At 46.6% G+C, this 15,244-nt stretch carries 13 protein-coding genes and 1 pseudogene; 11 read left to right on the forward strand and 3 right to left on the reverse strand.

Annotated features, from left to right (window positions below; genetic code table 11):
- The first annotated feature begins 9 nt into the window (after positions 1-9).
- The 10 genes from GGU45_RS14710 to GGU45_RS14755 all read left to right on the forward strand — a co-directional run bounded on the left by GGU45_RS14710 (position 10) and on the right by GGU45_RS14755 (position 10,147).
- Entirely contained in the window at positions 10-1,248 is a 1,239-nt protein-coding gene (locus GGU45_RS14710; RefSeq protein WP_435225948.1) for an NAD(P)/FAD-dependent oxidoreductase, read from the forward strand.
- A gap of 220 nt (positions 1,249-1,468) precedes the next feature.
- Positions 1,469-2,794, forward strand: coding sequence for a DUF6055 domain-containing protein (locus GGU45_RS14715; RefSeq protein ID WP_435225950.1), 1,326 nt, complete (start codon positions 1,469-1,471; stop codon positions 2,792-2,794).
- 183 nt (positions 2,795-2,977) lie between these two features.
- Positions 2,978-4,552 carry a sulfatase family protein gene (locus GGU45_RS14720; protein ID WP_435225951.1) on the forward strand — a complete coding sequence of 525 codons (1,575 nt, stop codon included), beginning with the start codon at positions 2,978-2,980 and terminating at the stop codon, positions 4,550-4,552.
- Between the two features lie 66 nt (positions 4,553-4,618).
- A complete protein-coding gene (locus GGU45_RS14725; protein WP_435225953.1) occupies positions 4,619-6,028 on the forward strand; it encodes a sulfatase in 1,410 nt (469 codons plus the stop codon).
- Between the two features lies 1 nt (position 6,029).
- Positions 6,030-6,335 carry a hypothetical protein gene (locus tag GGU45_RS14730; RefSeq protein WP_435225955.1) on the forward strand — a complete coding sequence of 102 codons (306 nt, stop codon included), beginning with the start codon at positions 6,030-6,032 and terminating at the stop codon, positions 6,333-6,335.
- Positions 6,336-6,397: 62 nt separating this feature from the next.
- Positions 6,398-8,587 carry an alpha-galactosidase gene (locus GGU45_RS14735; RefSeq protein WP_435225957.1) on the forward strand — a complete coding sequence of 730 codons (2,190 nt, stop codon included), beginning with the start codon at positions 6,398-6,400 and terminating at the stop codon, positions 8,585-8,587.
- A gap of 149 nt (positions 8,588-8,736) precedes the next feature.
- Positions 8,737-9,009, forward strand: a complete 273-nt coding sequence (locus GGU45_RS14740; protein ID WP_435225958.1) for a hypothetical protein — start codon at positions 8,737-8,739, stop codon at positions 9,007-9,009.
- 174 nt (positions 9,010-9,183) lie between these two features.
- Positions 9,184-9,384: a hypothetical protein gene (locus GGU45_RS14745; RefSeq protein ID WP_435225960.1), complete on the forward strand. Its 201-nt coding sequence runs from the start codon at positions 9,184-9,186 to the stop codon at positions 9,382-9,384.
- A 1-nt stretch (position 9,385) separates the two neighbouring features.
- Entirely contained in the window at positions 9,386-9,709 is a 324-nt protein-coding gene (locus tag GGU45_RS14750; protein WP_435225961.1) for a helix-turn-helix domain-containing protein, read from the forward strand.
- A gap of 120 nt (positions 9,710-9,829) precedes the next feature.
- Positions 9,830-10,147 carry a DUF6438 domain-containing protein gene (locus tag GGU45_RS14755; protein ID WP_435226149.1) on the forward strand — a complete coding sequence of 106 codons (318 nt, stop codon included), beginning with the start codon at positions 9,830-9,832 and terminating at the stop codon, positions 10,145-10,147.
- A gap of 90 nt (positions 10,148-10,237) precedes the next feature.
- Here the strand turns inward: GGU45_RS14755 and GGU45_RS14760 are convergent, their stop codons facing one another.
- Entirely contained in the window at positions 10,238-12,658 is a 2,421-nt protein-coding gene (locus GGU45_RS14760) for a glycoside hydrolase family 95 protein (RefSeq protein WP_435225963.1), read from the reverse strand.
- A 145-nt stretch (positions 12,659-12,803) separates the two neighbouring features.
- On the reverse strand, positions 12,804-13,097 hold the full coding sequence (locus tag GGU45_RS14765) for an aldehyde dehydrogenase family protein (RefSeq protein WP_435225965.1): 294 nt from the start codon (positions 13,095-13,097) through the stop codon (positions 12,804-12,806).
- On the opposite strand from GGU45_RS14765, the pseudogene GGU45_RS14770 reads away from it, so the two are divergent.
- Positions 13,086-13,151 (forward strand): annotated as a pseudogene (locus GGU45_RS14770) (hypothetical protein); the annotation flags it as partial. The gene GGU45_RS14765 and the pseudogene GGU45_RS14770 overlap by 12 nt on opposite strands.
- A gap of 77 nt (positions 13,152-13,228) precedes the next feature.
- On the opposite strand, the gene hepC reads toward GGU45_RS14770, so the two are convergent.
- Complete coding sequence (hepC, locus tag GGU45_RS14775; protein ID WP_435225966.1) at positions 13,229-15,208, reverse strand: heparin-sulfate lyase HepC; 1,980 nt, start codon at positions 15,206-15,208, stop codon at positions 13,229-13,231.
- Between the last annotated feature and the right edge of the window lie 36 nt (positions 15,209-15,244).

Below are 15,244 nucleotides of genomic sequence, written 5' to 3' on the forward strand. Positions count from 1 at the left end.
AATAAAAAAATGAAAGCGATTATTATAGGTGCAGGCATTGCAGGGTTATCGGCGGCCTATTATTTAAACAAAGCCGGATGGGACGTGCAGGTACTGGAAAAAGGCGATGGGCTCAACAATTGTTCATACGGTAACGCCGGTATGATTGTGCCCAGTCATTTTACACCATTGGCGGCGCCGGGTATCGTAGCCCGGGGTATTAAGTGGATGCTGAGCAGCAAAAGCCCTTTTTATGTGCGGCCGTCATTGAATATTTCGCTGTTGGATTGGGGTATGAAATTCTTAAAGCATGCCAATGAAAAAAATGTCGATCGCAATGCGGAAGCCATCAGGGATCTGAACCTGTTTAGCAGTAAGCTTTATGATGAATGGGCCGCGGCCGCGGGGTTTGATTTTGAACTGCGGCAGAACGGCATTATGATGCTCTATAAAACCCGCGATACGGCGCATGAAGAAGCCGTGCTTGCCGAAAAAGCACAACGATTGGGTTTAAACGCGGTGGTGTATGATAAAAACGGGATCCGGGAGCTGGAGCCGCATTTAAAAATGGATGTTGAAGGGGGCGTATTGTACAAGTGTGATGGTATCCTGTACCCGCCGCAGCTGATAAAGCAGCTCACGCAGCACCTGCTGTCAGGCGGGGTGCAAATCCACTACCAAACGGGTGTAAAAGGCTTTAAATCGGCTGGCAATGCATTAACGGAAGTAGTTACTGAAAAAGGAAATTTTAAAGCAGATGAGATAGTGATTGCTACGGGGCATGAGCTTCCTAAACTGGCCTCCCTGCTGCAACTGAGGCTGCCCCTGATGCCCGGCAAGGGCTATTCTTTTATGTACCGCCCATCGCCGGCCACATCCATGATACATGCCGCGTTGTTGCTGGAAGCGCGCGTGGCCGTAACACCCATGAACGGGCAGATCCGTTTTAGCGGCACCATGGAACTGGGGCCTGCCAGCAATAAAATTCATCTCAACCGGGTAAAGGGGATTGTGGAAGCAATACCCAAATATTTTCCGGATTGGCAGCCCGGTTTTCCGGCCAATACCTGGTACGGTTACCGGCCCTGCGCGCCTGATGGGCTGCCCTACCTGGGCCGTGTTAAAAAAATAAGCAATTTAAGTGTTGCCGGCGGCGGCGGCATGATGGGGCTTAGTTTGGGCCCGGCTTATGGTAAAACGATCGCGGATATTTTATCAGGGAAAAGTACAGAAACAAGTATTGAAACCTTTAGCCCCGATAGGTTTTAAGGGAATAGTGGGATCAATGCCAGGTTCTGAGAAGCCGTTTAAAAATAGAAGGATTAAAAACCAGTAAGGCATTAAGAATAGTTTAGTAGCCGCAGCTCTCAATGAATCTTAACTTAATGGTTTTTGAGGTTTTTAATGTCTGTTATACGGAATCTTAATAGTGAAAATTTAAACAGCTTCTTCGATATTCAAACGAGTTTTTTTAAAAAAGAAAATAAATATGTCGCTGATTCAATTTGCAAACTACCCGGTCAGGACCCGCAAAAGCGTTCTTTGTTTTTTATGGATCCTACTTGCCGTTGTGGCGTGTAATCCCCTGTGGGCGCAGGCAGGTAAGAAAAAAGCCTATATCCCCGACAGCCTTTCCACGGTGCCCCCCGGCAACGATTTTGCAAACAACCAAAGTGAATACAGTAATAAAAGAAGGCTGGAGTCGGATAATTTTATTATGTTTTGGGCAAAAGAATATGGCGATGACCCTTCCCGAAATCCAGACAGTACAAAACGCTTTGATGCCCGCCTTGCCTTAAACGAATGCGAACGGTTTTATGATTACTATGTAAACCGGTTAAAGATTATACAAAAGGGAACATCTGTTACAGATAGGTACAAGGCCATTCTCCTGGTTACCGGCGGTAACAATAAAACGGCCTATGGCTGGGGTAAGGATAGTGTGGGAGTACTTTGGACGCCTGCGGTGCGCATCCACAGTTATCCTTACGGAGTGCTGGCGCACGAGCTGGGGCATGCGTTTCAGTACCTGGCCGACTGTGATTATGGCAGCCATTTTAACGGGCCCTTCAACGAGATGGCCGCACAATATATGTTGTGGCAGGTGTACCCGCAATGGATGACTTTTGAGCATTTTCACTTAACGGCATACTTAAAAAATACCTATTACGCTTTTCTGCATCCGGAAAATCAATACCATTCGCCCTATGTACTGGAATACTGGGCCAATAAGCGGGGTGAAACATTTTACGGCCAGTTGCTGCATGCGGTAAAAAAAGGCGAGGATGCCGTAACCACTTATAAACGCATTACGCATACAAGCCAGGAGCGCTTTAATGATGAAATGTTCGATGCCGCCCGCCGCTTTGTAACCTGGGATCTGAAAAGGGTAAAAGAAGTGGCAAAACCTTATGCCAATATGCACTATACAAAAACCGATGCTATAGGCAAGGGATGGCACCGTATCGCTAACGAAAATTGTCCGCAAAACTATGGATATAATGCCATCCGGTTACAGGTGCCTGCCAGCAAACGTAAAATTGGGTTGCATTTCAGGGGGCTGTCGGATGAGGCGGCTGCCGGCTGGCGTTATGGATTTGTAGCCGTTAATAAAACAGGGGAGGTGGTTTATGGAAAAATGAATCGGAAGGCGAAGGGCGCCGGTCATTTCAAAGTTCCCGATCATACGGCCTTTTTATGGCTGGTGGTAAGCGGCGCGCCTGCAGCACATGCCGCTGTTGGCAGGAAAGATGAAGACAACCCGCGCTGGCCTTATCAGTTTAAGCTGGATGGAACGGATGTCTACCGGAAATGAGATGCCGGGTTTGAAATACCGACCGCCACAAAGACACCATGGCAAAAAAACGCACGAAGCATTAAATGAAACTGCCGCGTCTTGCTCCGTTGCGTCATTGCCTGAAATAAATATAACACAATCGCGGACTACCTGCACGCTAATGGTTGGAAGTAACTGTGCGCAGCCTTAACTTTACATATAATGAAAATAAAGACCCTGTTCTGGATATTTTGGACGTTATGCCTGGCGCCGTGCCTGCAGACCTTTGCGCAGCAGAAGCCGCCCAATATTTTGTTCTGTATTGCCGATGATGCTTCATACCCCTTTATGAGCGCTTATGGGTGCAGCTGGGTAAAAACGCCGGCTTTTGATAAAGTAGCCAGAAATGGTATTCTTTTTAATAATGCTTATACGCCCAATGCCAAATGCGCACCATCACGCTCCTGTATTGTTACGGGTCGTAACCCCTGGCAGCTGGAAGCCGCAGGAAACCATTGGTCATATTTTCCTCAAAAATTTAAAACCTATGTGGAAGCGCTGGGCGAAAGGGGATACTTTACGGGCTTTACCGGCAAAGGCTGTGCCCCGGTGGTGGCAAAAACGGCGGATGGTAAGCCAAGATCCTTAACCGGCAGGAATTATAACCGGTATAAAACAACGCCGCCATCTCGCCAGATTTCGACCGATGACTATGCAAAGAATTTTGAGGCATTTATAAAAGAAAAACCAAAAGATCAGCCCTTTTGTTTCTGGTATGGCGGATGGGAGCCCCACCGTGGTTATGAATATGCCTCCGGTATAAAAAAGGGAGGAATGAAAACGACTGATATTACAGCCGTGCCGCCCTTTTGGCCCGATACCGATTCGGTGCGTACTGATATGCTGGACTATGCTTTTGAACTGCAGTATTTTGATCAGCAGCTGATGAAAATACTGGATTTGCTGGAAGCCAGCGGAGAATTAGATAATACCATTGTCATTGTTACATCGGATAACGGGATGCCCTTTCCCCGGGTAAAAGGGCAGGAGTATGAATACTCCAATCATCTGCCCCTGGCCGTTATGTGGAAACAGGGGATTAAAAACCCGGGCAGGATGGTTGATGACCTGGTAAGCTTTATCGACTTTGCGCCTACCTTTTTAGAACTGGCCGGTATAAAGACCAACGCAGCGGGAATGCAGCCCGTACAGGGCAAAAGCCTTACCGATATTTTTTATTCCTCAAAAACAGGGATCGTTAATCCGCAGCGCAGCTATGTATTGATTGGCAAGGAACGTCACGATGTAGGCCGGCCGGGCGATGTGGGTTATCCCATACGCGGTATGGTTACCAGGGAATATATTTACCTGCACAATTTTGAAACCGGGCGCTGGCCGGCGGGCAACCCCCAAACCGGCTATACAAACGTAGATGGCAGTCCCACAAAAACGGCCTGCATTGAGGCCGGCAAAAAGAATGAAACCCTTCGTTACTGGCAATGGAGCTTTGGCCGGCGCGGCGCAGAAGAGCTGTACCGCCTGCAACCCGACAGGGAATGCCTGAACAACCTGGCCGCCAACCCGGAGTACGCAGGGATCGCTTCGGGGCTGAAAGAAAAGCTGTTTTCTGAATTAAGAACGCAGCAAGACCCCCGCATATTGGGCAATGGAGCCCTGTTTGATAATTATCCGTATGCCGATAAAACGGGGATTCATTTTTACGAAAGATATATGCAACACGACAGCACATTAAGATGGGGCTGGATCAATGATTCCGATTTTGATGATGGCCATTAAGAGCCATATAATCTTTTATCAACTGCGATGAAATATCTTGTTTTTATTTTTGATAAGTGTATGCAAATGAACAAAAGACTGGCGCTGTTTGCGATCCTTATAATGGGCGCATTGACGGGTAATGCGCAACCCGGTAAAAAAGCTGCGCTGCGGGGTTCCCGGCCCAATATTATTTTTATACTGGCGGATGACATGGGATATAACGACCTGGGCACTTACAATAACCCCTGGTTTAAAACACCCCATATAGACGCCCTGGCGGCCGGTGGCTGGAAGTTTACCAAAGCGTATGTAAATGCACCCAATTGCGCACCATCAAGAGCCTGCCTGGTAACCGGCCGCTTTACGCCGGTGCATACAATATACACGGTAGGCAGCTCAGAAAGAGGCCGGGCAACGGACCGTAAGCTGGTTCCAGTAAAAAACAACACGGTACTCGATACTTCTTTTTATACCCTTGCCGAAATGCTGCGTGATGCGGGGTATGAATGCAATCTGATTGGCAAGTGGCACCTGGGTGAAGGGGCTTTTGATCCCGCCGGCCAGGGCTTTGAATACAATGCCGGCGGCAACAACAGAGGTAGCGTACATTCTCATTTTAATTATAAAAAAGAAATCCCGGGTTTTGAAGATCTGCCCGATTCTGTTTTCCTGGCCGATGCCATTACGGAAAAGGCCATCGCCAAAATTAAACAGCACCGCAATCATCCTTATTTCTTGTACCTGCCTTATTACTCGGTACATTCGCCCGTGCAGGCACCGGATAAAAAGCTTATAGAGCGGTACAAAAAAACAATTCCTGCCGGCGCTCCCTATTCGCCGGTCTATGCGGCAATGATGCAAAACCTGGATGACAATGTGGGTAAGATAATAGCCGCCGTAAAAGAAAAGAATGAGCTGGAAAACACGCTGATTATTTTCTTTTCAGACAACGGGCCGGTGCTCAATTATACACAGGTGGATTTGCGGGGCGAAAAAGGTTCCCTGTATGAGGGAGGCATTAAAGAACCGCTCATCATGAGCTGGAAAGGCCATTTGCAACCGGGGAAAATCATCGATGACCCCGTATCAGCGGTAGATTTTTATCCCAGTTTTGCGGCGCTTGCCGGAACAAAAAAACAGTTACCGCAACTGGATGGAAAATCGTTGCTGCCCCTTTTTGAGAACAAGCCGGTGCAGCAAAAAACAATGATATGGCATTTTCCGGCCTATCTTGAGGCCAACCGGAAAACAACGATGACCTGGCGCGAAACGCCCGCAAGCGCTATCAGGGAGGGAAAGTGGAAGCTGGTGGTGCATTACGAAACGGGCAGCCAGGAACTGTTTGACCTGAACGCCGACCCCAAAGAAACGCATAACCTTTATCAACAACACAGCGCACAGGCCGCGCTGCTGAAAAAAAAATTAAGTAATTACCTGGAACAAACCGGCGCCTTTGTTCCCTCCGTGTTGAATCCTAAATATAGATCTTTCTGATATGAAGCATAGCATGGCTGTTCCCCGCCCGTTTACCCGGCATCTTTTGTACCTGCCACGCATCACGCTGGGATTGTTTTTTCTTCTTTTGTCGCAGATCTCCGGTGCATCAAACGATACAAGCTATTATCATCTTGCATCAATGGGTATCAAACCCAACACAGGTCTGGATGTTACTGCGGAGTTGAGTCAGCTCATCGTCAAAATAAAAACCGAACGAAGGCCGGCCCGGCCCGTGGCTGTTATTTTTGAGTCTGGCCGACTTCCGGTTCGGCAATCCTGCTCTGCGGCAATGGCCGCTTTTTAACCAGCTGTTTACAATTTTTAACCTTTTGACAGGATCCTGAAAAATAGGTAGTAATTTGACGGATGAATTTAAAAAACCAGCTGTGTTGCCTCCTTGCAGCAGTTTCTTTTCCGGCAGCAATTTTTGCCCAGAATATCGCTATTACAACGGATCATGTAGCGCTTGTTTACCAGGTAGATACCAACAAACAGTTACAGCAGGTTTACCTCGGCAAAAAATTAAGCAGTGCATCGGTTTACCGGGATGTTAATCCCGGCTACCGGAACGAGAATGCCACGCTCAATACCGCCTATGCAACCGGCGGCGCTACCTATTTAAACGAGCCGGCTATAGCGGTGCAGCATGCCGATGGCAACAGGTCGCTGGTCCTGGATTATATTTCATCTCAAACAAAGAACATCGCGCCGGATGTTGTACAAACCGATATCCAGCTTAAGGACCCCGCATACCCGTTTTTTGTAACCCTGCATTACAAAGCATTTCAGCAAGAAGATATTATTGAAACCTGGACCACTATCTGGCAGGAGGAAAAGGGGGCGGTTACTTTAGACCGCTATGCATCGGCCTTTATTAATATTGCCTGGCCTCAAAACTATCTGACCCATTTTTATGGTGAGTATGAAAAGGAAATGGAACCTTATCAATCCCTGTTACAACCGGGTATTTTTAGTATACAGTCCAAGCTGGGAGTGCGTACGGCCGCCAATTATAATCCATCGTTCCTGCTATCGCCTGCCAGCGATGTATCGGAGACCTCCGGCGAGGTATTGGCCGGCACATTGGCCTACAGCGGCAATTTCAATATCCAGTTTGAAAACCTGAAACTGAATATTGACATGGGTAATAATCTTAAAATTATTCCCGGCATTAATGCTTATGCTTCGGCTTATGAGCTGCGTCCCGGCGAAAAATTTGAAACGCCCCGTTTTATATTTACATATTCAAATACCGGAAGGGGACAGGTTAGCCGGAACTTTCATCACTGGGCGATTGACCATGGTATCTGGAACGGTCATCAGAAACGGCTAACCCTGTTAAATAACTGGGAGGCCACTTATTTTTCCTTTAACCAGGATACCATTGCCGGACTTTTTGACGGCGCTAAACAATTGGGGCTCGACTTGTTTTTGCTGGATGACGGCTGGTTTGGTAATAAATACCCGCGTAACAATTCGCGTGCAGGCCTGGGCGACTGGCAGGCCAATAAAAGGAAACTGCCCGGCGGGGTGGGTTACCTCGTAAAGGAAGCTACCGCCAGGGGCTTAAAATTTGGTATCTGGATAGAACCGGAAATGGTGAACCCCGCAAGTGAATTGTATGAAAAACATAAAGACTGGCTGATGATAGCGCCAAACCGGCCCGAACATCTTTACCGCACGCAGCTGGTGCTGGATTTGATCAATCCCAAAGTACAGGATTTTGTATTTGGTGTAATTGATAGCCTGATGCAGCAGGCGCCCGGTATTGCATATATGAAATGGGATTGCAATCGCTCTATGGATAATGCCTATAGCCCCTGCCTGGGAAAGAAGCAGAACGCGTTATATGTGCGGTATACCCAGGCTTATTATAAGGTACTCGGGCGCATCCGGGCCAAATACCCCGATCTTGATATGATGCTTTGCGCCAGCGGCGGCGGACGTGTGGAGTATGGCGCCATGAAGTACTTTAATGAGTTTTGGCCCAGCGATAATACCTACCCCAAAGACCGGGTCCGCCTGCAATGGACCACTTCTTATTTTTACCCGGCGCTTACCATGTGCGCGCATGTGACCGCAGCCGGGAGGGAATCGTTGAAATACAAAATGGATGTGGCCATGAGCGGTAAGCTGGGTTTTGATATCGTGGTTAAAAAACTGACGGAGGGAGAACTTTCGCTGGCCCGCACCACGGTTGATAACTATCACCGCCTGCAGCAGGTGATCAGTTATGGAGACCTGTATCGCCTCATATCTCCCTATGCTACAAATTTTGCCTCCCTTATGTATGTGAACGGTTCAAAAACCAGGGCCCTGGTTTTTGCATATAGCCAGGAAACCATGCAGCAGGACACCTGGCCCGAATGGAAGCTGCAGGGGCTCGATCCGAAGAAACATTATCGCATTAAGGAGATCAATTTATTAAACGATACCAGGCCGCAGTTCCCCGAAAGCGGTCAGGTATTTAGTGGTGAAACACTGATGGCGCAAGGGCTTAAATGGTATTTAAAGAAATCCGAAACCAGCTCCGTGCTGGAGCTGGAAGCGATGTAGCAGATGGCAGGTACACCCCACAAAAATAATTTTGCCGCCAGGGTCTTATTAAGCCTTTTAATAAAATAAGAATCCAGGCAGAAGAAGCTACAACAGGTACTGATGCCAATGCTGACGTAAAGCTGCGTTGGGTCATTTTGCCGGCCGATGTGAACACGAATGTTGATTTTGTCAACATCCGGATACTCACAGAGGCGTTATACAACAAGGGGGTAACCAACGGCTCCAAACCTAAATACGCAACAGGAATGAGTGAAAGAAGCCCGGTTTATACCGAGCGTTTTGCAAGACAGGGCGATATTACTGCCGCTCAATCGGTTTCCATTTTTAATGAATTAAAGAATAGAGGCTTTATTGATGATAATAATTATTTTGGTGGATATTCCGATGTCTTTTTAAACAGAAGAAAAACAGCGTGTTGATGTATTTTTTGAAGAATGCAGATGCTATAAATGGTTTCGTATATTTTTGAGTTGTGCGTCAGCATTTCCGACCATCCGCCCAGGCATTTACTGGCGAAAAATTACATTTTTGAGACTTTTGATAAAAAGCATTTGTTTCCCAATTGGGAAATTAATATCTTTGAAAAAATTCGAATGAAAACAAACTTCGACATAGAATTGTTGCCAGAAGCAATTGAGTTTTTAGATAATCTTGATGACAAAACGAGCGGAAAAGAAACTTTGGTTGTGGCAACACACGGAATTTTGAAGAAAACCCAGAAAACGCCACCAAAAGAAATAAAGAAAGCAGAAGAAATAAGAAAACAATATTTAAACAACAAGACAAATAAATAATATGGCAACAAATAAATTTAAAACCGTTTCGCTTGACACAATGATAGACAAACACATTGGCAAACGTGGAACTGAAAAGCGGGAAGCATTTGAAAACGAATTGAGAATTGACTTGTTAGGACAAGCCATTAAACAGGCTCGACAAGAGCGCAATTTGACACAAGAAGAATTGGGAGAACTTGTTGGTGTACAAAAAGCGCAAATTTCCAAAATTGAAAACAGCGTAAAAAATGCTCGGTTTGAAACAATTTTAAAAGTCTTTGAAGCATTGGGGGCAAAAGTTAATTTCAATGTTGAACTCAATAAAAGAAAAGCTGCATACTGACACAATATGCCGAGCGCACAACAAGCGGTTTTGCGTTAATGTGGCTGACGAACAAAGGGCTCAACTTGAATAATTCTATTTAACTTTGGGTGTAAAACACAAAAAGTTGAAGTTTCTCAAATTGCTTTTGAAGCTGATGCGTGTTTGGGGACATGCCCGATTTTTACAATGACAATAGTTGGTGACGGGACTGCACATTATAATGCAAAAATGTATAATGACAAGCAAGGAACATTTCATACTATAATTAAACGCTCACAACTAGACAGTTTAAATCAACTTATCGACAAGTCTGATTTTCCCAGTTTAAAAAATGAATATGCTAGTGATTGGACAGATCAACCTACGTATACCATAACCATAAAGTTTAATAACGGACAGACCAAAACGATTAACGATTACGGACCAAACGGACCAGAGAAGCTAAAAAATTTATAACATCTGATATTTTCATTATGACAAACGCAGGATTGGAAATAAAACAGTACACAACAGGTGCATTTGTGTTATGTCGGCGGATGGCTTTTGTTAATTCAAAAAGTATTTGTTCAGCGAAGTTTTTAGCCCCGCAGCGAGATTGAGTTTTATGATTTTGCTGCCATATTTTACGCTGCAGCTTCCACCTTTCTTTGAATAGATAGTTCCTGCGGTCAGTAGTCCGTTGCGCCATTGCAGATCCGCTACAAAACCACCGCGTGCCACCAAACCCTTTATACTTCCGTTTTTCCAGGCATCGGGTAAAGCGGGTAGCAGTTCTATATAGTCTTCATGACTTTGTAAAAATAGTTCGGCCATTCCGGCGATGACGCCAAAGTTGCCGTCTATCTGGAAGGGCGGGCCGGCATCAAACAAATTGTAATAGGTGCCGCCACCGTCATTGTAGCGGGTATCCACTGCCGTGGTTGGCCTTAACTGGTTGTTTAAGATACTCAGGGCCCGGTTGCCATCATGCAGGCGCGCCCAAAGGGCAATTTTCCAGGCAAAGGTCCAGCCCACACCACCATCGCCCCGGGCCTCTAAAGATTTTTTTACGGCGGCTGCTAATTCAGGTGTTTTATGTAGGGTTATCTGGTTGCCCGGGTAAAATGCAAACAAATGCGACAGGTGCCGGTGTGTGGGCTCTGTTTCTGCAAAAGGGTGGGCCCATTCCATCAAACGCCCATCGGTGCCTATCTGTAGGGGCGCCAGGTTGGCCTTTGCGTTGTTAATATCGTTGATAAACACGGGATCTTTTATGCTTAAGATCCGGGCTGTTTTTATGGTGTGGTCAAACAGGTTGAAAATCACCTGCTGGTCGTGCGAAGGGCCCATGCTTATTTGTGCCGTAGAACCATCCGGCGCTTTAAAACTATTTTCCGGTGATGGCGATGGCCCCGAAACCAGCTTGCCGGTTTGCGGATCTTTTACCAGCCAGTCTAAGTAAAACAGGCAGGCGTCTTTTAACAGGGGATAGGCTTTGGCAAGAAAAGCTTTATCCTGGCTAAATGCATAATGTTCCCATAGATGCTGCATTAGCCATGCGCCGCCGCCAATGTGCATACCCCAGCTGGCCGCCTCACCGGGGGAGGTATAGCCCCACACATTGGTAATAGGGTGCAATGCCCAGCCCCGCAAATGGTATTGGATACGGGCGGTCTTTTTTCCGGGTGCTGAAAGTGAAGCAATCAGATCCATAAGGGGAATATGGCTTTCTGATAAATTGACCACCTCCGCAGGCCAGTAGTTCATTTGCACATTGATATCGGTATGGTAATCGCCGTTCCAGGGTGTTTGAATTTTGTTGGCCCAGATGCCCTGCAGGTTGGCAGGCAGTCCGCCCTGGCGGGATGAGGACAGCAACAGGTAACGCCCAAACTGGAAATATAGGGGATAGAGCGCCTGTTCGTTTTTGGTTTCAAAATTCTTTTGTACCAGTTCATCGGTTGGTAATGCACTGCCGGTATTGTCTAATTCAAAACTTACCCGTTTCATAAAACCGCTGAAGTCCTTTGTATGCGCCTGTTTGAGCGCTGTGTAGGTTTTGGCCGTTGCCCTTTTTGTTGCGGCTTCCAGCTCCGCCTCAAAATTGCCATTGACAAAATCCGGGTAATGCTGGCGGTAATTGGTTTGAGCGGTAACAATAAGGGTTACCGCGCTGGCATTTTTTATTTGCAGGCTGTTGCCGGTTGCTTCAAGTCTTCCACCGGTAAGCACAGGGGTTACATAGGTCTTGTAGCGCATACCATCGGCTCCCCGGCCATTGTTGAGTACGCCCTGCATAACGAGGCGCTTATTGCTTACGGCAGTATTGAATTTTTCGGGCCGGTTGATGGTTAGGTCAAAACTGATAGCGCCGGGCTTGCTGGCCGTAAGCCGTATCACCAGCGCTTTGTCCGGATGGCTGGCAAATACCTCGCGGGTGTAGACTACCCCGTTTTGGGTAAAACGCGTGGCGGCAATACCGTTTATTAAATCCAGTTCGCGATGGTAATTGGTATATGATGCGTTGCTGTTGAAGCTGAGCCACAGATCACCCAGGGTTTGAAAACAGCCGAAGGGTACATTGGCGCCGTTGCCATTTCCCGATCCTTTTTTGGAAGTGATTTGGGTTTTATTGGTGAGCGCAGTGGCTTCTTTATACTTCCCCTGAAAAAGCAACGCTCTTATCTGCGGTAGGTATTTTGCGGCTTCGGGGTTATCGCCCTCATCCATACTGCCGCTCCACAAGGTTATTTCGTTAAGCTGGATGCGCTCTTTATTGACATCGCCGAAAACCATTGCGCCGATATGTCCGTTGCCTACGGGCAAAGCCTTCAGCCATTCGGGATCACTTACCCAGCCATTGGGATTGTCCTTTACCGATGCATTGGCGGGGCCGGTGTACCAGGTTTTTGCAGCGTTGTGTATTGTCTGTGCCTGACTATTGGTTGCCAGTAATATAAAAAATAGCAGGATGAATATTCTGTACATATAATGGTTTTGAAAAAACAGGAGTCTCAAATTTAGGGTTTATTTTTATGCATCCGTTTTGGCGGATCCACTTTTACATTGGATATTTATTATTTTCCATTTCCCGTTGCCGGGAAGCGTTTAAGGTTTACGTTGGATCCGTTTTTTAACGGATGCTGATCGCTCCACCTAAACAACGGCCTTGCCAGGGCAGGGAAAATGTTTTTACAAATGTGAAGCATTTGATGGCTTCAATGACGCCTTCTTTGATGCCGAGCTCTGAATCTTTAATACCTCCGAAGGGAGAACTTCCGATACGATAGCCCGGCACTTCATTGATGTTGACCGTGCCCACTTTCAGTTCCCGTACAAAACGGAGTGCATACTCCATGTTGTTGGTCACGATACCACCGATGCGTTTGAATTTGTTTATGCACTCAATGGCCCCATCAGCTACCATCTCGAAAAAACGGTGTTTAAATTAAGCACCGGCGATTCTTTATACTTTGATGGCAATATTCCGCATGTGCCGGTAAAAGAGTTAGGAAAGAAAGTACTGTTACTGGTCGTTTATTTTTTGTTTCAGCATAACTACAAGCGGGCGCTGATCCTTTTGTTCATACCATCCACCGTTAAGGTGATTTCAACCTTTCCGTTTACAAAATCATTCCCTGCATTTTCCTTTAAAGATATTGCTGGTGTTTTGCTGCCGCTGTAAGGATACAGGATGGTAATAAAGGTCTGCGTTCGTGCATCTGTCTTTGGCTTTTCAAAAGCAAACAGGGGGCGGGGTAGTTCTTTCTGATAGAAATAAGACAGTTTGCCCTGCTCTTTTTTTAATGATACCTTATCGGAATTGAGGTTTTGAATCAGTAGGTTATTGCCATCGGCATAACTGGTGTAGACTTTATTGGCATCCTTATCATACACCGGTTTGCTGTCTTCCTTCAATACAAAATGGGCATCCAGTGTACCGGTGGCTTTGCCAATGGCTTTGTCAATGATCAGGAAATATTTTCCATCAATAAACAGCACGCTGCGCTGATGATCCAGGTCTTTGTAGCTGGGGTTGGTATAGGTTAAAAGCTCACCCCGGCCCTCTCCCATGGGAGAGGGAGATGGTTGCCATTTATCAAGGTGAGCTTTGGTAATGATCATATTTTCATCATTAAGTGTAAGTGTGCTATGGATACGGGTTTGGCGGTACCAGTTGCGTTGTTTCGTTATCTCCGCATCGCCGCTGTAAACGAATACACCGGCATCGGGCGTAAAGTTGCGGCCGTTTACCCAAAGTTCAAAGGTGCCGTTATCGGGCTGCGCATGAAATTCGCCCGGCGGGCTGGCTTTCAGTACCATGATCGTTGAACTGCTGTCCCAGCCATTGCGGAACGTGTAAAACCCTGCTGTAGTAAGTCCTTTAGTCAGCCAGCTGGGCTGCGGCGCGTTACCATCGTTAGCAAAATACTGTATGGCTTTATTATCGGGGAACAGTTTCTGCCAGGATTGAAACTGCCGGAGTTTTCCATCCTTTCCGCCAATCCAGGAGTCGCCAAACATGGGTTGGTTATAATCCGGAAATGTAATATTGATATAAGCCATTATCATGTTTTCAACAGTTTTTTTATAGCTGTCGGGAAATTCTTTTTCCAGCCCGGCTTTTTGCGCGGTACGGTAGGCCTTTAAAAAGATATCGATAGCAGCCGCATGGTACACCGGCGATAGCTCAAACTGTATACCATCAGGGTATACCTGCTTTTTAATTTCAGTGTTCAGCACATCAATACCGGTGCTTCTCCACCGTGGGGCATTTTTAAATTCGGGAAAAGAGGCCCCGGCAAATAAAGTGCGTTGGGCTTCAAACAAGCGGTGGTTGCCTTCTTCTGCAAAATTTTTTGAAAGATAATCCGCCTGGGCCTGGTAGTTCGTTAAAAAATTCATTAAGAAAGCCGGGGTAAAACTTTTTGCATTTATAAAAATACTAAAAGTAGGCGCCAGGCTTTGTACCCTGTCTGATACTTCGAGGGGGCGCCAGGCGAAGCGGTCATTGTCTTTTGAAAGGCCCTGCCGGTTTTTCTTTGCCCAGTCGGAAAACTGCAGCATCCACTCACGTGCGTATTGCTCATTATGCGTGGTGTTGTACACCAGTGCCATCGACTGCCACCACCTTACGCGATGCAGTTGCCAGCGCACTTCATTGTCCTTTACCGGCCAATATTGCCAGTTGATATCTTTGCCATAGTCAAAAAAGCCATAGCCCTTCTGCGGCTGAAATTTATGCAGCAGGGCACTGTCTGCCGCAGCCTGTGTAGCTTTGCTTATTTTCTGGTTAATATCCACATTGCTTTCGGCATTGCTGAAATCGGGCTCTTTGCCGTTGTATTTTTTCCGGTAATATTGTAAAAGCAGGGTGGCGGCTTCATCGTATCGATGGCCGTTAACAGCGGTTTTTACTTTTTGTAATCCCGGGTAGTTCAGGTTGATGATGTCAAAACTTTCTTTGGGGATGGATTGTTGCGCGTGCGTGGCGCCTGCCATCAGCCATGTAAGTACGATCATTATTGTTTTGTTCATACGATTTTGTTTTTTGCCACTGAAGCACAGAAACAC

Origin of the sequence: Niabella hirudinis (assembly GCF_051201075.1) — a bacterium.
Lineage (GTDB): Bacteria > Bacteroidota > Bacteroidia > Chitinophagales > Chitinophagaceae > Niabella > Niabella hirudinis.